The 21510-nt window shown below is 65.1% G+C and carries 16 protein-coding genes; 6 read left to right on the forward strand and 10 right to left on the reverse strand.

Annotated features, from left to right (window positions below; all coding sequences use genetic code 11):
• Positions 1-16 precede the first annotated feature (16 nt).
• From BMY67_RS18900 to BMY67_RS07825, 4 genes are all read right to left on the reverse strand, one after another.
• On the reverse strand, positions 17-958 hold the full coding sequence (locus BMY67_RS18900; RefSeq protein ID WP_143069738.1) for a hypothetical protein: 942 nt from the start codon (positions 956-958) through the stop codon (positions 17-19).
• A 37-nt stretch (positions 959-995) separates the two neighbouring features.
• On the reverse strand, positions 996-2081 hold the full coding sequence (locus tag BMY67_RS07815; RefSeq protein ID WP_092770202.1) for an ATP-binding protein: 1086 nt from the start codon (positions 2079-2081) through the stop codon (positions 996-998).
• 165 nt (positions 2082-2246) lie between these two features.
• Positions 2247-5381 (reverse strand): DUF5691 domain-containing protein, encoded by a 3135-nt coding sequence (locus BMY67_RS07820; RefSeq protein ID WP_092770204.1) that lies wholly within the window; start codon positions 5379-5381, stop codon positions 2247-2249.
• 256 nt (positions 5382-5637) lie between these two features.
• A complete protein-coding gene (locus BMY67_RS07825) occupies positions 5638-7854 on the reverse strand; it encodes a catalase (protein WP_092770206.1) in 2217 nt (738 codons plus the stop codon).
• A 474-nt stretch (positions 7855-8328) separates the two neighbouring features.
• On the opposite strand from BMY67_RS07825, the gene BMY67_RS07830 reads away from it, so the two are divergent.
• The 3 genes from BMY67_RS07830 to BMY67_RS07840 all read left to right on the forward strand — a co-directional run bounded on the left by BMY67_RS07830 (position 8329) and on the right by BMY67_RS07840 (position 11445).
• Positions 8329-9168: a DNA/RNA non-specific endonuclease gene (locus tag BMY67_RS07830; RefSeq protein WP_092770208.1), complete on the forward strand. Its 840-nt coding sequence runs from the start codon at positions 8329-8331 to the stop codon at positions 9166-9168.
• 354 nt (positions 9169-9522) lie between these two features.
• A complete protein-coding gene (locus BMY67_RS07835) occupies positions 9523-10473 on the forward strand; it encodes an IS481 family transposase (protein ID WP_092770210.1) in 951 nt (316 codons plus the stop codon).
• A gap of 12 nt (positions 10474-10485) precedes the next feature.
• Positions 10486-11445 (forward strand): hypothetical protein, encoded by a 960-nt coding sequence (locus BMY67_RS07840; protein WP_092770212.1) that lies wholly within the window; start codon positions 10486-10488, stop codon positions 11443-11445.
• 111 nt (positions 11446-11556) lie between these two features.
• On the opposite strand, the gene BMY67_RS07845 is transcribed toward BMY67_RS07840, so the two are convergent.
• Together BMY67_RS07845 and BMY67_RS07850 are read right to left on the reverse strand one after the other, a co-directional pair.
• Positions 11557-12303, reverse strand: coding sequence for a dolichyl-phosphate beta-glucosyltransferase (locus BMY67_RS07845; protein ID WP_177189744.1), 747 nt, complete (start codon positions 12301-12303; stop codon positions 11557-11559).
• A complete protein-coding gene (locus tag BMY67_RS07850; RefSeq protein ID WP_177189745.1) occupies positions 12303-13271 on the reverse strand; it encodes a radical SAM protein in 969 nt (322 codons plus the stop codon). The genes BMY67_RS07845 and BMY67_RS07850 overlap by 1 nt, the downstream gene beginning before the upstream one ends.
• A gap of 308 nt (positions 13272-13579) precedes the next feature.
• Between BMY67_RS07850 and BMY67_RS07855 the strand changes: the two genes are divergently transcribed.
• The 3 genes from BMY67_RS07855 to BMY67_RS07865 all read left to right on the forward strand — a co-directional run bounded on the left by BMY67_RS07855 (position 13580) and on the right by BMY67_RS07865 (position 17907).
• Complete coding sequence (locus BMY67_RS07855; RefSeq protein WP_092770219.1) at positions 13580-14602, forward strand: sensor histidine kinase; 1023 nt, start codon at positions 13580-13582, stop codon at positions 14600-14602.
• Entirely contained in the window at positions 14599-15351 is a 753-nt protein-coding gene (locus tag BMY67_RS07860; protein WP_177189746.1) for a LytR/AlgR family response regulator transcription factor, read from the forward strand. Before BMY67_RS07855 ends, BMY67_RS07860 begins: the two co-directional genes overlap by 4 nt.
• Positions 15352-15435: 84 nt before the next feature.
• Complete coding sequence (locus tag BMY67_RS07865) at positions 15436-17907, forward strand: M1 family metallopeptidase (RefSeq protein ID WP_143069739.1); 2472 nt, start codon at positions 15436-15438, stop codon at positions 17905-17907.
• A 67-nt stretch (positions 17908-17974) separates the two neighbouring features.
• Here BMY67_RS07865 and BMY67_RS07870 read toward each other — a convergent pair whose 3' ends face one another.
• The 4 genes from BMY67_RS07870 to BMY67_RS07885 all read right to left on the reverse strand — a co-directional run bounded on the left by BMY67_RS07870 (position 17975) and on the right by BMY67_RS07885 (position 21486).
• Positions 17975-18898, reverse strand: a complete 924-nt coding sequence (locus BMY67_RS07870; RefSeq protein ID WP_092770225.1) for a pirin family protein — start codon at positions 18896-18898, stop codon at positions 17975-17977.
• 107 nt (positions 18899-19005) lie between these two features.
• Positions 19006-19314: a UBP-type zinc finger domain-containing protein gene (locus BMY67_RS07875; RefSeq protein ID WP_092770227.1), complete on the reverse strand. Its 309-nt coding sequence runs from the start codon at positions 19312-19314 to the stop codon at positions 19006-19008.
• 149 nt (positions 19315-19463) lie between these two features.
• The gene (locus tag BMY67_RS07880; RefSeq protein ID WP_092770229.1) at positions 19464-20486 is read right to left on the reverse strand and encodes an MlaD family protein; all 1023 of its coding nucleotides are present in this window, start codon (positions 20484-20486) and stop codon (positions 19464-19466) included.
• A 220-nt stretch (positions 20487-20706) separates the two neighbouring features.
• Positions 20707-21486 (reverse strand): ABC transporter ATP-binding protein, encoded by a 780-nt coding sequence (locus BMY67_RS07885; protein WP_092770231.1) that lies wholly within the window; start codon positions 21484-21486, stop codon positions 20707-20709.
• Positions 21487-21510 lie beyond the last annotated feature (24 nt).

Genomic DNA, 21510 nt, shown 5'->3' on the forward strand with positions numbered 1-21510 from the left:
GATTAATATTATTAGGCTAAGCAGTTCTTTTAAATATTTCTCCAGCTTTGAACGCAGCAGCGAGTGTATGTAATTCATCTCTGGTAGAGCTTCTGGCATTGTGTAATTTATTCATGTAATTTTCTTTCGTTTCTTGTTGCGGAAATGGAATGGTATCTTCGGCTGTGTCTCTTATCTCCGCATCTAATGCAGCAACACTGTATGCCATGCTTATAAGAGAAGATATCGATGATAAATATTGTTCAGTATACCAGAAATCATAATAAAATTGTTCTATAGGAGGATTTATTTTATCGGCCGTGTCTATGTTAGGCATGTATTCTAAAAGAATATCTTTCGAATTTTTTAAATATCCTGCTTGATGCTTTGATCTATTATTAATTTCTTTGATAATATGAATGCGCTTATGATACGTCTTTGATTTGCTGCCAATCTGCGCGAGGTCGTTAAATGTAATATCTTCCTCATTAAGTATAGGTTCATAATCAACGAATTGGTTATTAGAATAAAGCACTCCCAAAGACTCCCCTTTAGAATGCTTCTTTAGCATTTCGACTAATGCTTCAATCTTATGATACATTGAGGAATAGCCTGATAGAATCATATCATAGTAGGGAGTTGTGAAAAAGCTATCTTCGAAAGTTATTGATTTATTTGCATCTGGCAACATGATAGGTTTAAAGTCATTTTGCACACTGTTACCCCACCTGATAGCACTTGTAATAACCTCATGTCTAAAAAAATGACGTAGTATACTAAGCTCCCATTTGAATTTCCAAATGATGCCATGAAGCTGTTGTATTGCAAAGTATCTTTCCTTAAGGCTATCTTCTGAACCGGAATATTTGCCGCTGGCAAATCGTGCGGCACGCATAGCAATTTCAAAATCTACGCGAATATTTTTGAAAACTATATCGAAATAATTTTGACCTGATTCGCCTCCTATGTTATTCTCCATGGGACAAGATAAATTGTAAGTTTTGAATTGAAATACCCTACTCCACTACCTCCCGGCACGAGCGGTACAAATCCTTCCAGCCGTCGCGCTCCTTTACTACGGTTTCCAGGTACTCCAGCCACACCACCCGGTCGGGGCCGGGGTCCTTGATGACGGCGCCCATCAGGCCGGCGGCCAGGTCGTGGGCGCGCAGGGTGCCGTCGCCGAAGTAGGCGGCCAGCGCCAGGCCCGAATTCATCACCGAAATGGCCTCGCCGGTGCTCAGCGTGCCGGTGGGCGACTTGAGCTTGGTTTTGCCGTTCTCCGTCAGGCCCGACCGCAGCTCGCGGAAGATGGTGACCAGGCGGCTGATTTGCTCCAGCGCCGGGGCCTCCACCGGCAGTTGCAGGGCCTGGCCCTGCCGGGCCACCCGCGTCTGCACGATGTGCACTTCCTCGGCCAGCGTGGCCGGCAGCGGCAGCACCACGGCGTTGAAGCGGCGGCGCAGGGCGCTGCTCAGCTCGTTCACGCCCCGGTCGCGGTCGTTGGCCGTGGCAATCACGTTGAAGCCCTGCGTGGCCTGGATTTCGGTGCTCAGCTCGGGGATGGGCAGCACCTTTTCCGAGAGCATGGTCAGCAGCGTGTCCTGCACGTCGGACGGGATGCGGGTGAGCTCCTCGATGCGCACCAGCTGGCCGGTTTCCATGCCTTTATAGAGCGGGCTGGGCACCAGGGCCCCCAGCGAAGGGCCCTCGGCCAGCAGGCGGGCGTAGTTCCAGGAGTAGCGCAGGCTGTCTTCGGCGGTGCCGGCCGTGCCCTGCACCAGCAAGTTGGTGTGCCCGCTGATGGCGGCCGTCAGGTGCTCGCTCACCCAGCTTTTGGCCGTGCCGGGCACGCCCAGCAGCAGCAGGGCGCGGTCGGTGGCCAGCGTGGCCACGGCAATTTCCATCAGCCGCCGCTGCCCGATGTACTTGGGCTCGATTTCAAACCCGTTATCGAGCTTGCCGCCCAGCAGGTAGGTCACCACGGCCCAGGGCGAGAGTTGCCAGCCGGGCGGCTTGGGCCGGTCGTCGGTGGCTTTGAGGGCCGCCAGCTCTTCAGCGTACAGGTCTTCGGCGTGGGGGCGGAGCAGTTCAGCGGCCATAGTAGTGGTGAGTTTTTAGGTGGCAGGTGTTAGATGAGGACTTGGGGGCGGTCAGGCGTCAAAAGCTGTGTAAAGACGCATCTTTGCGTCTTGTCGGCCGCGCCGTTCGACCGGTTTCGTTCAACGACGAGACGCAAAGATGCGTCTCTATATCGGGCTGACGGCTCACTCCCGCAACGACGCCTCCAGGCCGGCCTGGAAGCGAAGCAGGTCGGTAAATTCCTGGAGCGCCGGCTGAAATGCGCTGTTCACCCGCGGGATGGCCTCGACCTGCGCAATGGCCCAGGCAACATCGGCCGGGGCGAGGTGGGCCGCCACGGTTTCGGGCAGCAGCCAGGCCAGCTGCCGGGACCGCATGGGCACATGGTCGGACTGATTGGGGTGGCCGGGCTGGTCGGGGGCGGCGGTGTTGGCCAGCTTGTCGGCCACGACGGCCAGCACAGCGGCGCTCAGCGGCCGGGGCCAGGGGGCGGGCACGAAGCTGATGTCCTCGGGCCAGTTGCCCTCCCGGCGACGCACCCGGTCGAGCACGGGCTGCAACACCAGCTGCTGCCGGGTGGCGGCGGGTAGCAGCGCCGCCAGCTCTGCCCAGTTGAGGCTCCGGTCGAGCTGCGCTTTTTTCAGGGCCGGCCGCTGCGTGAACCACAGGTGCAGGAAGGCGGCGGCGAAATCGGCATCGTAGTGGAGCAGCGTGCTTTCGGCCCAGGCGGGCAATAGCGGCTGCGCCCACTCCGAGGCCAGCGCGGCGGCCAGCAGCTCGGCGGGCGGCAAACCCAGGTGGGCGCTCCAGCGGCCGGGCGGCAGCAGCGTCAGCAGGTTGGCCAGCCGGGCCGTGGCCGGACCGATGGGCGTAGTGAAACCGGGCCCCCGCACCGACAGGAAGCGGGCGTTTTTCTCCTCAATGCCGTCGAGCAGCCAGGTTTTGTCCCAGTCGGTGGGCAGGGTTACCTCCAGGCTGGCGGCCCCCAGCCCCGGCAGCTTGCGCCGGACGCTGAGCAGCGGTGCGGCCCGCGCCCACAGCCGCTTGGGCAGGGCCGCGCCGGGCAGCCGCACCAGCAGCTCGGAAGCCAGCCGCCGCACCTCCTGGCCCCGCGCCCGGAGCAGGTTTTCAAGCACCTTTTCCAGGGCTGGTTCGGTGGTGGCGGGCAGATGGTCGGCCAGCAGCTCGAGCAGCGGCTGCTGCACTTTGGCGGGCTCGGTGGGCAGGGCGGCCAGCAGCAGGGCGCGGGCCGCGTCGGCATCCTGGCCGAGGCGCTGTTCCAGCCAGGCCAGCCGCTCGGGCAGCGTACCGGTTTCCCAGGGGCCCAGGTCGTGGGCCGCCACCGTTTCGGGCGCGACGTGCTTTTGCAGCAACCGGCTCCAGCTGGGGTGGAGGGCGGCCAGCCAGCGGCCGCGCTGGCCCAGGGCCGGCCCCAGCGCGGCCGCTACGTCGGTCGAGCGGGCGGCCAGGTGCAGCAGCGGCACCAGCCCGGCGGCCGGCACCCGCCGCCCCGCCTCGCCCACGCGCACCAGGTAGTCGGGCAGCAGGGGTTGCAGCTCGCCCTGACTTAGCAGCTGCCGTAGCGAGTCGGCCCCCAATGGGCCCAGCGGCACCCGCGTTTCGGCAGCGGCCGGGGCAGGGGGCGGAACCAGGGCCGTGGGGGGCTGGAAACCGGCTTTTTGCAGCAGGGCCAGCGTGCCGGCGGCCAGTAGCAGCTGCTGCTCGCGGGTATCGGCCGGGGTGGGGAAGGGCGGCAGCGGCTCGCTGCTCTGGCGGGTGCCCAGCAGCGCAATCCGCAGCAGCGCTTCGGCCCCCAGGCCCCGCTCCGGCGGTGCAGCGGCGTTTATGGGCTGGTCGGGCTGCGCGTTTTCAGGAGTAGAAGGCAGGCCTTGGGTTTCCGAGGAGGCGGGGGCCGTAGCGTCGTGGGGCGGCGCGGGGGCGGTGATGGGGAGGTTGGCGGGCAGGGTGTCGAGCACCCGGAAGGCCTGGCCGTCCCATTCGCCAAACAGGGTCAGGGGCTGACCACCGCTTTCCGCCAGCAGCAGCCAGGGCGCGTCCTCGTCGGCGAAGCGCAGGGGCAAAGCCGCATCCTCGGCGGGGTGGGTGAGGAGCCAGCCGCCGTCGGGCTGCGGACCCAGCACCACGTCGGTCAGCACCGCGGGCCACTCGCGCAGCCAGGGCTGGCGGGCCAGCGCGTCGGCGTAGCCCTCCAGCAGCTGGGCTATGTGCTGGCCCGCCAGTCCTGGCTGCGCGGCGGGCGGGGCGGCCCCGTGGTAGGCCAGGCCGACGGGCGCGGCGCGCAGGGGCAGCAGGCCGGGATAAAACACCAGCTCGCCCCGGTAGCTGGCCCGGGGCAGCAGCGCCGTGGCAAAGGCCTGGCCCCCGAAGGCGAATTCCAGCACCAGGGCCAGCCGGCCGCTGGCGCGCCCGTGCAGCCAGCTGCGGCGGGCCGTCAGCCGATCCTCTTCCCAGCTAAACTGTCCCAGCACCAGCCACTCGTCGGCCACGGGCGTGGTAGTAGTCAGCAGCGCCTCTTTTTTCAGGCTGATGCCCACCAGTTGCAGCACTTCCAGCCGGGCCTCGGCACTCAGGCCGGGCAGGTTCTGGAAGGCCCGCACCAGCAGGTACAACTCGCCCAGGCGGCCCAGCAGCCGGGCGGGCCAGTGGTGGGCGTAGCTGTGGCGCACGGTAGCCAGCTCGCGCACGGTGGCCGCCAGGCCGGGCAGCTGGTTGTCTACGAGCCGGGCGGCCTGGTTTTCCCAGAATTTTGGGGGCTGCTGGTCGAGCGTGGCCAGGCCGGCACGTAGCAGGTCTTCGAGCCAGGCGGCCAGGTCGGCCGCCCCGGTTTCCATGCGGGCCAGGCGCCGAGCATCTACCCCGGGCCCGGCCGCGGCTTCCGCTTCGGGTGCCTCGGTTTCGGGTGCGTCGGGGGCGGCGGCGGGCTTGGGGGCTTTCGGCGCGGCGGCCTTTTCGACCTTCTTTTCCTGGGTTTGCTGGCGCTTTTCCAGCCACTCCATTAGCCAGGCGGGCGGGACGTTTCCGGTAAACGTGTCGGGCTGGCGGGCCAGCAGCAGCAGCAGGCCGGCCCCGTGCTTGCACGGGAACACCCGGCTCGGGCAGCTGCACTTAAAGGCAGGCTCGGTCAGGTCGATGCCCGTGAGGTAGGGCTTGGCGCCGCTGCCAGCGCACTCGCCCCAGGCGGTGCTGTCGGTTCGGCCCAGGTTGCCCCACTTGGTGGCCTGAGCGAGCTGCTGGCCCCGCTGCAAAGTGCCCGCATCAGTCACGAATGCCCGCGCCTGGTCTTCAGAATAGGAAATCATGCGGCAGAACGGGGATGAGGGCGGAAATTTGAGCGCAAAATAGCAACTGCCCCAGCATCGCCAAGCACCCCGCGCCGGTTTGGTCGGCAAGCAGCGGCGCTCATCCGGGCCGGGCGGCCGGTTGAGCACTGCTGACAAATGCCCGGTAGCAAGCCTAGCTCCCGTGCAGAGCGGCCGCTAGGTCACGGCCACGCAAAAGTCCCCGCACCGGCCAGGGCCAGGGCGGGGACTTGCTTTGCCAGGAACTCGCGTTGTCTTAGGCCGGCATGGCTTTCAGCTCCCGGTTCCAGAAGCGGTGTTGGGCAATGGCGGCCATGAACTCGGTGGCCAGCTTGGCAACCGGCGGCTCGCTGCTGGTCACCACGCCTTCCGCGCCCAGGATGTCGGTGGCGCCGGGGTAGGCGGCGGCTTTCAGCAGCTCGATGCCCTCGGCGGAGGCGGCAATGGGCTTGCAGTGGCGGTAGGCCTCGTTTACGAAGCGCACGGCGTCGGCATCGGTCTTGAGCCTGGCTACGCTGGCCGCGCCGCCGGCCACGTACACGGCATCGTAGAGCACCGAGGCGGTCGACTGGAACGTGCCGTTTACGAGCATCTGCTGGCCGTTTTCGCCTTTGATGGCGCCCAGGTGGGTGGCCACAATGGCCGTTTGCGCGCCCTGGTCCATCAGGGCCTTCATCAGGTCGGCAATGGCGGCTACATCGGCGCCGTCGGTGGCCAGAATGGCTACGTGGCGGGTTTTGATACCGTCTTTGCCGGCGTTGGCTTTCGCGTCAGCGGCCATGCTCAGGGCCGAGTCGCGGCCCGTATCGGCTTTGGCGGGGCCCGACTGGTAAGGGGCCGGGTCGGTATCGGCGCCCACGTTCAGGTTTAGCTGCACACCTTCGGCCGAGGGCACCGGCATACCCAGCCCTTCGGCTACGCGAGCGGCCAAATCATCCGACACCTGCGCCAGCAGGATGAGCATACGGCTGCGCACCGACTCCTGCATGACGTGCCCCAGCTCGAAGCGCAGGGCCTTGACGATGTGCATCTGCTCGGCTGCGGTCTGGCTGTTCCAGAACAGGCGGGCCTGGCTGTAATGGTCGCCGAAGCTCTTGCTGCGGGCGCGCACCTTGTGGCCTTCCACTCGCTCGGGATAAGAGGCGAAACCGCCCTCGGCCTTAGTGGCCTGCTTGGGGAAGTTGTCGTTGAGCAGGTTGGGGCTGTAGCTGGTCTGGCCCTTGTTAATGGCCTGGCGCATGTGGCCGTCGCGCTGCCCGTTGTGGATGGGGGCCACCGAGCGGTTGATAGGAATTTCGTGGAAGTTGGGGCCGCCCAGGCGCTTGAGCTGGGTGTCGGTGTAGGAAAACAGGCGGCCCTGGAGCAGCGGGTCGTTGCTGAAATCGATGCCCGGCACCACGTGGCCCAGGTGGAAGGCCACCTGCTCGGTTTCGGCGAAGTAGTTATCCACGTTGCGGTTGAGCACCATCTTGCCCAGGGGCTGCACGGGCACCAGGTCTTCGGGAATGAGCTTGGTGGGGTCGAGCAGGTCGAAGTCGAATTTCATTTCGTCCTCTTCCTCCACCACCTGCACGCCCAGCTCCCACTCGGGGTAGGCGCCCATCTCGATGCAGTTCCACAGGTCGCGGCGGTGGAAGTCGGGGTCTTTGCCCGAAATCTGCTGCGCCTCTTCCCAGACCACGCTGTGCACGCCCAGCAGCGGCTTCCAGTGGAACTTGACAAACCGGCTTTTGCCGGCGGCGTCAATCAGCCGGAAAGTATGCACGCCGAAGCCCTCCATCATGCGCAGGCTGCGGGGTATGGCCCGGTCCGACATCACCCACATAATCATGTGCATAGACTCGGGCGTGATGGAAATGAAGTCCCAGAACGTGTCGTGGGCCGAGGCGGCCTGCGGAATTTCGTTGTGCGGCTCGGGCTTCACGGCGTGCACGAAATCGGGAAACTTGATGGCATCCTGAATAAAGAACACCGGCATGTTGTTGCCCACCAGGTCGAACACGCCTTCTTCGGTGTAAAACTTCACCGCAAAGCCGCGCACGTCGCGGGCCAGGTCGGTGGAGCCGCGCGAGCCGGCCACCGTGGAAAAGCGGGTGAACAGGGGCGTTTTGACGCCGGGCTGCAGGAAGGCGGCGCGGGTAAGAGGCGCGTTGTTGTCATAGGCCTCGAAGTAGCCGTGGGCGGCCACGCCGCGGGCATGCACCACGCGCTCCGGAATCCGCTCGTGGTCGAAGTGGGTCATCTTCTCGCGGAAGAGAAAGTCTTCCAGCAGCGTGGGGCCCCGGTCGCCGGCTTTCAGCGAGTTCTGGTCGTCGTTGACGCGCAGGCCCTGGTTGCTGGTCAGGAACTGGCCGTGGCCGTTCTCGCGGTTCTGGTCCAGATCCTCCAGCTTGGCATTGCGCACGGCCTCGCGGGGCGTGGGCGTGGCGGGGGGCGGGGTTGGTTTTGGCTTGGTTGGCTTTGACTTACTCATGAGCAAAGGATAAAGGATAAAAGGGGGGGGGGGGCGCCATACGGAGGCCCCGCTGTTTACGCAGGAAACCGGTTGCCTGCCGGGAAATCAGCTTAAAATTCCCGGATAAATAAGGGCCGCAAGGGCCGGCGGAATTTCAGCGCCAGCTACGGTTCAGCTTCCCGGCCCGGCCTGCGCCCTCCGTTGCTTCCGATGCCCCCGCTAACCGCCGGCTGTGCTGCGGCCCCTCCTCCCCAAACGCCCCGCAAGCAGGGATGTAGCAGTATGGTTGGATGCAACCAGCTCGTTTTGCCCGCTTATCGGGCCCGGAAACGGCCCCATCCCCGCGCTGCATTACCAGTTGCTCAACAGCTGCAGCTGGTTTATCTGCTGGCTGTGGCAAGTTCCCGCTCACGCCCGCGGCCACCGCCGGGCCGGCCACCTCCAACGGGCCGGCGAGCACCAGATTGCGGCCCCAGGCTTACCTTTCGGCCAATGAACCGACTTCACCTGCCGGCCACGCTGGCCCTGCTGCTGCTGGCCACCGCCTGCTCCACCACCCACGACCCCCGCCCCAAGCTCTCCGAGCACCTGACCCTGGGCAACCCCAGCGGCGCCACCACTGACGCCGGCCAGCCCACCAACTACCTGCTCAGCAAGCCCCAGTACGCCCTGAGCTACCACCGCGACCGGGGCATCCCCACCTGGGTGAGCTGGCACCTCGACGCCACCTGGCGCGGCAGCGCTGCCCGCCAGGACGACTTCCGCGCCGACAACACGCTGCCCGCCGGCTGGTACCAGGTAGGAGGGAGCAGCTACTCCGGCTCCGGTTTCGACCGGGGCCACCAGTGCCCCTCGGCCGACCGTACCAGCACCGTGGCCGACAACTCGGCCACCTTCCTGATGACCAACATGGTGCCCCAGGCCCCGCGCAACAACCAGCAGACCTGGGCCAACTTCGAAAACTACACCCGCACCTTCCTCAGCGCCGGCAACGAAGTCTACCTGCTCTGCGGCAGCTACGGCAAAGGCGGCACCGGCTCCAACGGCTTTGCCACCACCCTCGACCAGGGCCGCGTCACTGTCCCCGCCCGGCTCTGGAAAGTCGTCGTCGTGCTGCCCGTCGGCGACAACGATGCCACCCGCCTCAGCCCCAGCACCCGCGTCATTGCCATCGACACGCCCAACGACAACGCTCTGAGCGCTGATTGGAGCCAGTATCGCGTCAGCGTCGACGCCATCGAAGCTGCCACGGGTCTCGACCTGCTCTCGGCTGTGCCCACCTCCGTGCAGCAGGTGCTGGAAGCCAGGGTGGACAACGGCCCGACGGAATAGCCCCAACGCCGGCCCGAATCTTCTGCTGTGCTAAAAATGCTCCTCCTCACCGGCTCGCTGCTTTTGGGCAGCTTTACCGCGTCCCGGTCCGATGGCTTAGCGGGGTAGCTCGTGAAGCTACGCCCAGGCCCGAAGTGAACCGGGAACATTGCTACGCCTGGTTTCAGTAAAATGCGGGCTCAACCGCTGTAGTACAAGGGTGGTGAGGGCTAGGGCGCAGGGCAATGCGCCCACTGGTAACGGGCGGGCTGCAAAAGGGAACTACGGCAGAACACACTTACCAGGCAGCGATGCTAAATGTATAGTCCCAGAGAGAGGTGGTGTATTTTCCGGGCTGGAATTTCGCACTAACCTATGGGACAAGTACTCCACAGCAGCGCCCGCACAACGCAGGCAGTACGGCGCGCTATCCAACACAGCCAGGAAAGCCTACAGAGCCTAGCCAAGCGCTATAGCATCAACCCGAAGACGGTGGCCAAGTGGCGCAAGCGGCCCAGCGTTCAAGATGCTCGGATGGGTCCCGAACCTGCCTCGACGGTGCTCACCGCCGAGCAAGAGGCCATCGCCGTGGCCTTTCGCCGGCACACCCTGCTGGCGCTGGATGATTGCCTCTACGCGCTGCAGGCCACGATTCCGCACTTGTCACGCTCGGCACTGCACCGCTGTTTCCAGCGCCATGGCATCAGCCGCCTGCCCCTGAATGAAGGCGGGCAAAGCCCGCCAAAAAAGAAATTCAAGGATTACCCCATCGGTTATTTGCACATCGATTTTGCCGAGGTCCAGACCGAAGAAGGCCGCCAGTACCTGTTCGTAGCCATCGACCGCACCAGCAAAGTGGCGTTTGCCGAGCTACATCCACGCGCCAAACGGGTCGTGGCAGCCGAATTTCTGCGGCGCGTACTCGACAAGCTGCCTTACAAAGTGCACACTGTGCTGACGGACAACGGAGTGCAGTTCACGTCCCAGCCCCACCAATTTCTGCCGGGCGGGCACAGCTTTGACCGTATCTGCCGCGAATACGGCGTGGAGCACCGCCTGACCAAACCGGCCCACCCGTGGACCAACGGCCAGGTCGAGCGCATGAACCGCACCATCAAAGAAGCTACTGTCAAGCGCTTCCATTACCAGAGTACACAGGAACTCAACGAGCACCTGCAAGCCTTTTTGCTGGCTTACAACCACGCCAAGCGCTTGAAGACGCTGCGCGGGCTAACCCCGCACGAATTTGTTTGTGCCCAGTGGCAAAGGAACTCCACTATCTTTACCCGTGACCCGGCCCACCTCACAATGGGACTATACAGCTAAATGGTCTAATATATGCGCTTTACTAGTCTGCTGACGATTACCCGCTTCACCTGGGTCGTGGGCATCTTAGGGTCTGTTAGCTTCGCTTCGGGCAGCGGCTCCGCGCTGGCACAGGTGTTAGAGCGGCACCCGGCTTCCCTGCAGAACAGCCCCGCGGTTCAATATCTGCTCATAAGTGCAGCCGATTTCGCGGCCGCGCACCTGGTGGAAACGGAACGTCCCCTGGGCCGGCAAACCCAGCAGGTGGACATTGTGAACCTGCAGGTGCCACTACCGTCAGCCTTCCCGATGGCGCCACAACTCGTCGCCTCCGGTACTATGCTTATAACGCTGGTGGCGCTTCCTGACGCCACGAGTGGGCAACTCCGGTGGCAGCCCATCTGGCCAGACACGCTGGCGCCCGCGCGGCGTATAACGGCCGCAGCCTTCACCGATACCTGCCTGCAGCGGCTGGCCCGGTATCATCGTAAGGGCGGCCGGTTAGGGGAGGACAACGCTTTGACCCGAAGCGCCGATATCAAGCCCATTATCTGGCGGGACGGGCGCTATTGGACGCCGGCGGGCTATACCCTAACGGAGTTATTTCTGGTTTGTCCGGTTCCCTTTACGCTGCCGCACCAAGCGGATAACGTAACCATCAGCCTAAAGGCCCGGCCTTTCCCGCTGGCGCAGTTTGAGCAGGAGTGGCAACTCGGGCAGCGCTTCTACCCGAGCGGACGGAGGGCTGGCCTGGCACAGGTACTGGCCTCCAAACTCTTCCTCGAAAAGAAGCTGCCCGATGGAACCTATGAGTTTTACACTGCAGCGACAAATATCATGGATGGTGGCTCTTTCTACGCCGGGGCAGAAGATTTTCGCTACCGACCGGGCATCGGTCTGGTTTCGGGAAAATACAGCACCCATTTTAGCCTGGGAAGCCAGGATACAAGAAATATATTCTTCACAACGAAACGCATCCTGGCTATTGAATAGCTGATTCGCTTCGTCAACCCAGCCTGCGCCGTTTCCACCATCTTCTTGCCGGCCCGGCCAAACAGCAGGCCCTGCTTGGCCGGGTGTTTGGCCACTATCCCTCCGGACCCCCTACTGTGCCTGGTGCTGGGCCGGGCCGCCGGCCTGCCTAGCTGCTTGCCGGAGCTGCTTGCGGAGGCGGTACACGTGCCGAAACTCGCGCGGGAGCTGCCGGAGGCGGGCTTTGCTGCGCTCGTCGTTTTCCCAACGCACGGGCACTTCCTGGATGCGCAGCCCCTGGGCGCGGGCGCGGGCCAGCACTTCCAGATCAAACGACCAGCCGTCGACGGTGCAGGCCGGGAAGGTGCGCGCGGCGGCCCCCGCCGTGAAGGCCTTGAAGCCGCAGTGCGGGTCGGCCACGCCGGGCAGCAGCACGCGCTGCACCACTTGGTTGACGAGCCGGCTCCAGACCCGCCGCCACCAGGGCTGAGGCCGCGTAACCCGGGAGGCGGCCAGGTACCGGGAGCCAATGGCAATGTCGGCCCCCGCGGCCAGCGCCCGCAGCAGCGGCTCCAGCTCCTGGATGGGGGTGGAGCCATCGGCGTCGGAAAACAGGCAGATTTGGCCCCGGGCCGCCGCCATGCCCTGGCGCACGGCGTGGCCTTTGCCCCGGTTAGCCGCACAGCCCAGCACCCGCAGGCCGGGCAGCTCGCCGGCCAGGGCCTCGACCAGGGCCACCGTGTCGTCGGTCGAGCCGTCGTCGACCACCAGGATTTCGAAGCAGCCGGGACGAGTGGCCAGAAAGGCGTGGAAGCGCCGCAGCGTGGGCCCGATGCGCTGCGCTTCGTTGAAGGCCGGGATAATCAGGCTCAGCTCCATCAGGCCTGCGCTTTTTGCTGGCCCCGGAAGCCGTCGAGCCGGCTGCCCAGGTGGGCGTAGGCAATGGGGCAGCGGGCCGCGCACGTTTTGCCGCAGTCGAACTGGGCGCGGATGTCGGCCACGGAGTACTCGGCCAGGGGCTTGGCCGGCGCGCCGGTGCGGGGTTGGCACAGGTGCACCAGGCCCGCCCCATCCACCTCGAAGTGCCGCGCCCCGGCCCGGCATTTCCAGGGGCTGTTTTCGCCGCGGGCCAGCGGCAGCTGGAAGTTGTCGTTGAGCACCCGGGGCAGGCGCCCTTTCATCGCCCGGATGCGCAGATAGGTCTGCAGGGCTTCCTCGCTCAGGGGCAAGGCCTGCCCGCTGCTGTCGCGCATCAACGAGCACTGGAACCCGAAGCCGAAGCCCACCACGACCCGGGCCACCTGCTCCATCTCGGCCGGATTGCCCGAGCCCAGCACTCCGTTGATGCGCACCTGGAACCGGGCGTGCTCGCGCAGCAGCTCCAGCTTGGGCCGCAGCCGGCGCATGCTTTTTTCGGTCACCTCGTTGTCTTCCAGGCTGTCGCAGCTCAGCTGCATGCCAAACAGGCCGGCCTCGTTCAGGCTGCGGATGAGCGGGGCCCTGAGCACGTGGCCGTTGGTGTTAATCATGGGCACCATGCCGGCTTCGGCAATGTAGCGGACCAGCTCGGCGATGTGCGGATGCAGCAGCGGCTCGCCCCCGTTGAGGGTCACGAACACGGCCCTGAGCTTGCGCAGGGCATCCACCCGTGCCTTGAGCTCGGGCAGGGGCACGGGCTTCGACACCTTGTCGTATTCGTAGCAGTAGCCGCAGGCCAGGTTGCAGCGGCGGGTTACCACAATTTGCACCAGCACCGGCCGGTCCCGGTCGAGGGCGGCCTTGGTTAATTTCCACAGCACCCGGCGCCGGGAAATACGAATCGGATACTCAAAAGCAGGCAAACGCATAGAAAACGGGGAATAGGATGGAACGAAAGGCAGCCGCTGGCTGCGAACAGGATGGGGCAAAGCTGCCGCGCTTTTCCCCGCGCAGGAAGCGTTTTCTGCCCAAGGCGGATTCCGGGGCATTGAATCGGGCTATGAGCCGGATGAATTGGCGGGCCGGATGCGGCTTTTTGGCTTATTAGCTGGTAATTTGGCTTGGTCGATGAGCGGGGGCAGCCAGCCCCCGGCGCGACAAACGGGGGCCGGCTGCCCCCGCTGGCTTCTTTCGCCGACCCTTGCCCCGGCGCAGGGCGGCACCTCAACCCGGCCCCATGATTCGAAAAATTGCGTTGGCGGCGCTGGCCGCCGTGGGGGTGTTCCATGTGGGGGTGTTCATCCAGGCGGGCACGCTGTGGGTGGGCACGCTGGCCGGCTACAAGGAGCTGGTGCGGGTGTTCGCCTTTCTGCTGCCCACTTTCTGGGCCCACGCGCATATTGCCCGCCTGTTTGGGGCCAACCGGCTGACCAGGCTGCCCACCTCGGCCAAGGCCCTGTTGGAGGGGCTGTGCGTGGTACTGGTGAGCCTGGTTTTCTGGGGGGTGTTCTTCTCTTTTCCGCAGCAGTACCTGGTGCCCGTGGTGGAAATTTCGCCCCGCGCCCTGCGCCTTTCGCTGGCGGTCAATGCGGTGCTTTCCCTGTTTTTCTACTACTTCGTGGAGCGCGAGCACAGCCGCAAAAACCTGCAGCAGGAAGTGTACCGGGTGGCGCAGCTGCAGAAGGAAACCCTGCAGGCGCAGCTCGAAGCCCTGAAAAACCAGGTAGACCCGCACTTCCTGTTCAACAGCCTTAACGTGCTCGGCTCGCTTATTCAGCTCGACCCCGACCGGGCCGGGCAGTTCCTGGGCCAGCTGTCGGAAGTCTACCGCGCCCTGCTCGATGCCGGCGCGCAAACGCTGGTGCCGCTGCGCAGCGAGATGGCGCTGGTGCGGGCCTACGCCCACCTGATGGAAACCCGCTTCGGCGCGGCCCTGCGCGTGGAATGGGACGTTGCTCCGGCCTGGGAGCAACTGCTGGTGCCCCCCACGGCCGTGCAGATGCTGCTCGAAAACGCCATCAAGCACAACGGCTCCACCGTCCGCAAGCCCCTGCGCATCAGGGTGTCGGCCGCCGCCGGCCTGCTGGTGGTCGAAAACAACCGGCAGCCCCGCACCGACGTGGTGGCTTCCACCCACACGGGCCTGCGCAACATCCAACGCCGCTACCAACACCTGACGGACCGCCCCGTGGAAATCCTGCCGACGCCGGAGTCCTTCGTGGTTCGCCTGCCGCTGCTTCACTCTGCTCCCGCCGCATGAATATCGTTGTCATCGAAGACGAGCCCCTGGCGGCCCAGGCCCTGGCCGCCCTGCTGATCCGCCTGCGGCCCGCGGCGCGCATTCTCGCCTGCCTGGGCTCGGTGGAGGAGGCGGTGGAGTGGCTGCGCGAGCAGCCGGCCCCCGACGTGCTTTTCTGCGATATTCATCTGTCGGATGGCAACAGCTTCGATATTTTCCGGCAGGTATCAGTCGGCGCGCCCGTTATTTTTACCACCGCCTACGACGCCTACGCCATTCAGGCGTTTGAGGTGAACAGCGTGGACTACCTGCTCAAACCCCTGCAGGCTGCGGCGGTGGAAAGAGCCCTGCAGAAGTACGATGCCCGCCACCCCGCCACCCCGCTGCCGGCGGCCGTCGAGAACGTGCAGCGCCTGGTCCGGACCGCGCCCCGCGCACGCTTCCTGGTGAAAGCCGGCCCGGCCCTGAAAGCCGTGCCAGTGGACCAGGTGGCTTATTTTCTGGCCGAAGAAGGTGTCGTTTTCCTCGTTACCCACCCCGGCAAACGGTTCATCATCCCCGACACGCTCGACCAGCTGGAAGGCCAGCTGGACGCCCGGAATTTCTTCCGCATCAACCGGCAGGTTATCCTGAGCATCGGCGCGGTGCAGGAAATCCGGCCGTACTTTAAGGGCCGGCTGGTGCTGCAGGTGGCGCCCGCAGCCGCGGGGGAGGCGCTGGTGGTAAGCGCCGGCCGCGCGCCGGCCTTCAAGCAGTGGCTGGACCATTAACCCGTGGCGGGCCTATCGGCCATCCTTAACCATCAGGGCCCGGCACGAGCGTAAAACCACGGGTTCGTGTACCTTGCCGGCTATATGCAGAAGTTTCTATTCTTGATTTTGTGGCTGGCCATTGGCCGCCCGGCCCTTGCCCAGCAGGTTCCGCCGCCAGCTGCCACCACCTACCGCGCCGCCGCCCGCCAGGTAAACCAGCTTGTGCACACCAGGCTGGCCGTGCGCTTCGACTATGCCAGGCGCTACCTCTACGGCCAGGCAGAACTGACGCTCAGGCCACACGGCGTTGCCACCGATTCGTTGCGGCTCGATGCCAAGGGCATGGTCATCAGCGCGGTGGCGCTGCGGCAGGGGGGAGCCACCACGCCGCTGAAATACAGCTACAACCAGCAGCAGCTGCTCATTCAACTGCCGCGCGCTATTGCCGCCGGCCAGGCCTACACCGTGGCCATCGACTACACCGCCCGGCCCGACGAGCTGGATGCCAGGGGTAGCGACGCCATCGGCCCGGCCAAGGGCCTGTTTTTCATCAACCCCGACAGCGCCGTGGCCGGCAAGCCCGTGCAAATCTGGACCCAGGGCGAGACGGAATCCAACTCCGCCTGGTTTCCCACCATCGACCGGCCCAACCAGAAAACCACCACCGAAATCAGCCTCACGGTGCCCGCCAGGTACGTTACGCTCAGCAACGGCCGCCTGACCAGCCAGACGCCCGCCGGCCCCGGCCTGCGCACCGACACCTGGCGGCTCGACGAGCCCTGCGCGCCGTATCTGGTGATGCTGACCGTGGGCGACTTCCACATCAGCCGCGACACCTGGCGCGGCAAGGAAGTCAGCTACTACCTCGAGCCCCGGTACGCCGCGCAGGCCCGCGCCATTTTCGGCCAGACGCCGGCCATGCTGGAGTTCTTCTCGCAGCGCCTCGGCGTGGATTTTCCGTGGCCCAACTACCGCCAGATTGTGGTGCGCGACTACACGGCCGGGGCCATGGAAAACGCTACGGCCTCGCTGTTCGGCGAGCAGGCCCAGGGCTCGGCCCGCGAGCTACTCGACTGGGAATACGCCGGCACGGAGCGCGAAATTGCCCACGAGCTGTTCCACCACTGGTTTGGCGACTACGTGACGGCCGAAAGCTGGAGCAACCTGACCATGAACGAGTCGTTTGCCAATTTCAGCGAGGTGCTGTGGGCCGAGCACGCCCACGGCCCCGATGCCGGGGCCGAGCACGCCGAGCGCAGCCGCCGCAGCTACCTGCGCTTCGCGGCCAACTACACCCGCCCGCTGGTGCGGTTCGAGTATGATAACCAGGAGGATATGTTCGATGGCGTGAGCTATCAGAAGGGCGGCAGCATCCTTAACATGCTGCGCGCCGAGCTGGGCGAGGAGGTTTTCTTCAAGGGTTTGCAGCGCTACCTCACCCAAAATGCCTTCGGTACCGGCGAGGCCCACCAGCTGCGCCTCGCGCTGGAAGAAGCCTCGGGCCGCGACCTGAACTGGTTTTTCAACCAGTGGTACTACCGCGCCGGGCACCCGGTGGTAACTATTGATTACCACTGGGATGCCGCCCGCCAGCGCCAGGCCGTGGTGCTGCGCCAGACGCAGGCCGGCGCGCCGTTCGTGCTGCCGCTGCAGGTGGATGTGTACGCCAACGGCCGCGCCCGGCGCTACCCCGCCACCCTGCGGCACGCCGTCGATACGCTCTGGTTTCCCGCCGCCACCCGGCCCGATTTAGTGAACGTGGACGCCGAAAACGTGCTGCTCTGGCAGAAGCAGGACCACAAGAGCCTGGCCGAATTTGCCTACCAGTACCGCCACGCCCCGGGCTACCTCGACCGCCGCGAAACGCTGGCCGCCGCCAAAGCGGAGCCAGCCAACCCGCTGGCCCGGAAGCTGCTGGTGGCCGGTCTGGCCGATAAGTCGCCCGCCCTGCGCCAGCTGGCCGTGGAGTCGCTCGACCTCCAGAACGCCCCCCTGCGCAAAGCCGCCGAGCCGCTGCTGGCCCGGCTGGCCGCCACCGATTCGGCGGGGACGGTGCGGGCGGCCGCCCTTACGGCCCTGGGCGGGCTGAAGCAGAAGCGCTATACTACGCTGTTTACCAACGCCCTGGCCAGCCAGTCGTACCGGGAGCAGGGCGCGGCGCTGCAGGGCCTGCTGCCGCTGGCGCCCGCCCAGGCGCTGGCCCGCGCCGCGGCCTTCGAAGCTGATAACAAAGGCGCCCTGACGGGGGCGCTGGTGGCCGTGTACGGCCAGGCCGGCGGGCCGGCGCAGTGGCCATCCATGCTGGCCAAGTACGATGCCGCCGACCCCAATGGCCGCTTTGGCATGCTGGACGCTTTCATCAACATCCTTGGCCGCCTTGATGATGCCGCGGCGCTGGAGCAGGGCCTCACCCGCCTGCGCGACCTGACGGTGAAATACAAGCCCTACGTCGATTCGGAGCGGATTATCGGGCTGTTGCGGCAGGTGCAGCAGCGGCAGGCGGCGCGCCCCCAGGCGGCACAGGCGGCGGCCCTGGTGGCGCAGGCCGTAGCGGCAATTGAGGCCGCGAAATAGGCGGCCTTTATTCTGCAGCAAGCAGCCAATAACGGGTTGCGGAGCCTGCCGGCTGCTGCGGGCCGCGCTACGAGAGGGCCTGGGGGGCCGGGTCGGAGCCGCTGCCGGCCGGGCGGCTCTTGTCGGTTGGCAGCGGCACGAATTCGGCGTTGTCGTTGGGGGGCAGGGCGATGCGGCCGGCCTGCCAGTCGGCTTTGGCCTGCTCGATCCGCTCGCGGCGCGAGGACACGAAGTTCCACCAGATAAACCGCTCGCCCAGCGGCTCGCCGCCCAGCAGCATCAGGGTGCAGGGCTCCAGGGCCAGCAGCACGGGGTCGTTCTGGGGGCCGAACACGAGCAACTGCCCGGCGCCGTAGCGGCGGCCTGCTACCTCTACCTGGCCCTTGGCGATGTAGGCGCCCCGCTCGCTGTGGCCCCGCGGCAGGCCAAACCGGGCGCCCGGCTGCAACACCACGTGGGCGTAAAACAGGGGCGAGTGCGTGCGCACGGCATTGCGCAGCCCGTAGGCCTCGCCCGCAATCAGCCGCAGCCAGACGCCCGGCTCGGTGAAGATGGGCAGCTCTTCGGGCTGGTAGTTGGTGAAGGCGGGGGCGGCTTCCTCGTCGGCCTCGGGCAGCGCCACCCAGGTTTGCAGCATCTCCAGCGCCCCGCCGGCCAGCGCGGCCGGGTCCTCGAACCGCTCGGAGTGGGAGATGCCCGAGCCGGCCGTCATCCAGTTCACTTCCCCCGGCCGGATAATCTGCTCCACGCCCAGGCTGTCGCGGTGCGTCACTTGGCCGCCAAATAGGTAGCTCACCGTGCTCAGCCCGATGTGCGGGTGCGGCAGCACGTCGAGCGACGACAGCTGCGCGGGTGCTACCTGCACGGGCCCGGCGTGGTCCATAAAAATGAAGGGGCCCAGCATGCGCTTCAGCCGGTAGGGCAGAATACGCTTCACCTCAAACCCGGGGCTCAGGGCCGCCGGGCGGGCGTCAATTACTAAGTCAAGCATAAATAGTGGTTTACGCCGAGGAAGCCTGCGCCGGGGCCGCGTTGCGTACTTCAGGGCCGGTACAGCGGGTGGGAAAAGGAAGCGGTTGGTTTGCCTTTCAGCTGCGGCTAGTAAGCTGCCAGCCCCTTGTCGAGGTAGCAGAAAGCCCAATGGTCGCCTGGCTCGGCCGACGTTATCAGCGGGTGTTGGGTGGCCTGAAAGTGGTGCCGGGCGTGCTGGTTCTTCGAGTCGTCGCAGCAGCCCACGTGGCCGCATTGCTGGCAGATGCGCAGGTGCACCCATTCGTCGCCCAGGGCCACGCATTCAGGACACACGTGCTCATTATCCTGCCTGAGCGGGGTTTCCTCAAGAGCCAGCAGGTGCGAGCAGAGGGGTTGCAGCGGGTAGGCAGCGGATTTTATTGGCCGGATTTTCATAGCCGAAAGTAAAATTATTTCGTCAATCCTGCTGCTTAAGCTGCCGGTGTAATCCTGCTATGCCGTGCTGGCAGGCGCGGTGTTGCTGGGGCATGAGGCCTGCCCGTTTTCCGGATCAGCTGCCGGCGCGGCAGCCGGCACCAGCCAGGCTAGCGCATCGGGTACACTTGCTTCAGCGAGTCGGCCTTGGCGCGGGCGGCTGCGCAGGCGGCTTCGTGGGCCTGCTGCCTGGCTTGGCGGCGGAAGTAGCCGCGCAGCAAAAAGTTGCTTTGCAGGGCCGTCATGCTCTCGTTGAGCTTGGCCGTGCTCTGGGCCGTGTTGCGCATGGTCTGGCGCAGCTGGCGGGCGGCGGTAGTATCGGTGAGCAGCGTCTGGACCGGGCCGCCGCCGCGCTCCAGCTGGCGTTGCAGGCCGTTGAGGGTGGCGGCCAGCGTGTCGGATGTGCCGGCCAGCTGCCGGGCGGCGTGCCCGATTTGGTCGGCGAAGGTGTCGTCGGTGAGCAGGTAGCCCAGCGGCCCCTGGCCCCGGCGCACCCCGGCCGTGAGCTGGCGCACATCGGTAGCGGCGGCGTTGAGCTGGGCCGTGGCGGCGGCGGCGTTTTGCGCGCTCCGGCGCACGTCGGCCGGCAGCTGCTCGTCGCTGAGCAGCTGCCAGAGGGCCTTGCTGTCGTTGAGCTTGTCGGTGACGGCGCGCAGGCCGGTAGTGATGCCCACCAGGTTTTTGTTGGAGATGTCGAGCGTGGCCAGCATGGCGTCGATGCTGGCCTGCTCGCTGGTGGGCAGCACGTCGCCCGCCTGCACCGCCGGGGCCGCACCAGGACGGGCCGTGAGGTTGATGATGGTGTTGCCCACCAGCCCGTCGGTGCCGATGCTGGCCACCGCGTTGCGGCGCACGAAGGCCCGCACGTCCTGGTTAAGGTTCAGCTGCACGCGCACGGTCGTGTCGTTTATAATGGTAATGTCCTTCACCGTGCCCACCGTAATGCCGCCCAGCCGCACGTTGTTGCCCTTGAGCAGGCCCGATACGTTGCGGAAGTCGGCCTGCACCGGCAGGCTGCGCTGAAACAGGTTCTGCTGGCTACCCAGCAGATACAGGACCACCAGCAGGCAGCCCACTCCCACCACGACGAACAGGCCGAGGCGCACTTGATTGCTGGTGGAGTTACGAGGCATGGCGGAGGGGAAATTGGGGGAGGTATTGGAATAAAAGAGCGGTCATGCTGAGCGAAGGCGCAGCCGTAGTCGAAGCATCTCGCGGGCAACACTAAACCTGTCGACTGGCTCCCCCTCTCCTTTTTCGGAGAGGGGGCCGGGGGGTGAGGCGCGACGCCAGAACGAAGCGGTAGAGATGCTTCGACTCCGCCTCCGGCTTCGCTCAGCATGACACCGTTCTTCAAACAAAAAAGTCATTCACCCGCGGGTCTTCGTGCCGGGCCAGCTCCTCGTAGGTGCCCTGGGCGTAGCAGCCGCCGTCGGCCAGCAGGGCGATGCGGTCGGCTACGAGGCGCACGCTGTCCATGTCGTGGGAAATGATGAAAGCGGCCGTCTGGTACTGCTGCTGCACCTGGCGGATGAGGCCGCTGATTTCGCGGGCCGTGATGGGGTCGAGGCCGGTGGTGGGCTCGTCGTAGAGAATGATTTCGGGCCGCAGGATGAGCGTGCGGGCCAGGGCAATGCGCTTGCGTTGCCCGCCCGATAGCTCGGCCGGCATCTTGTCGATGGTGTTGGCCAGGCCCACGTCTTCCAGCGCCTGCTGCACCAGGTCGGCTTCCTGGCCCCGGCGGTTGGCCAGCCACTGCCGGCGCAGCGGAAACAGCAGGTTCTCGCGCACCGTCATCGAGTCGTAGAGGGCGTTGCTCTGGAACAGGAAGCCCAGCTTGGCCCGCAGCTGGTCCATTTCTTCGTGGTCGAGGGTACTGATGTCCTGCCCCAGCACCGTGATGCGGCCGGCATCGGGCCGCAGCAGGCCAATCACGCACTTCACCAGCACCGATTTGCCCGAGCCCGACTTGCCCAGCACCACCACATTTTCGCCCCGGTGCAGGTTCAGCGAGAAATCCCGCAGCACGTGGTTGTCGCCAAACGACTTGCTGATATGCTCCAGCGTCAGCACCACCTCGGCAGGAGCGGTAGTAGAAGCAGGAGCAGCGGTAAGTTCGGTGAGGGTTTGCATGAGATTTGAGGACTGTGAAAAAGA

Origin of the sequence: Hymenobacter actinosclerus (assembly GCF_900111515.1) — a bacterium.
Lineage (GTDB): Bacteria > Bacteroidota > Bacteroidia > Cytophagales > Hymenobacteraceae > Hymenobacter > Hymenobacter actinosclerus.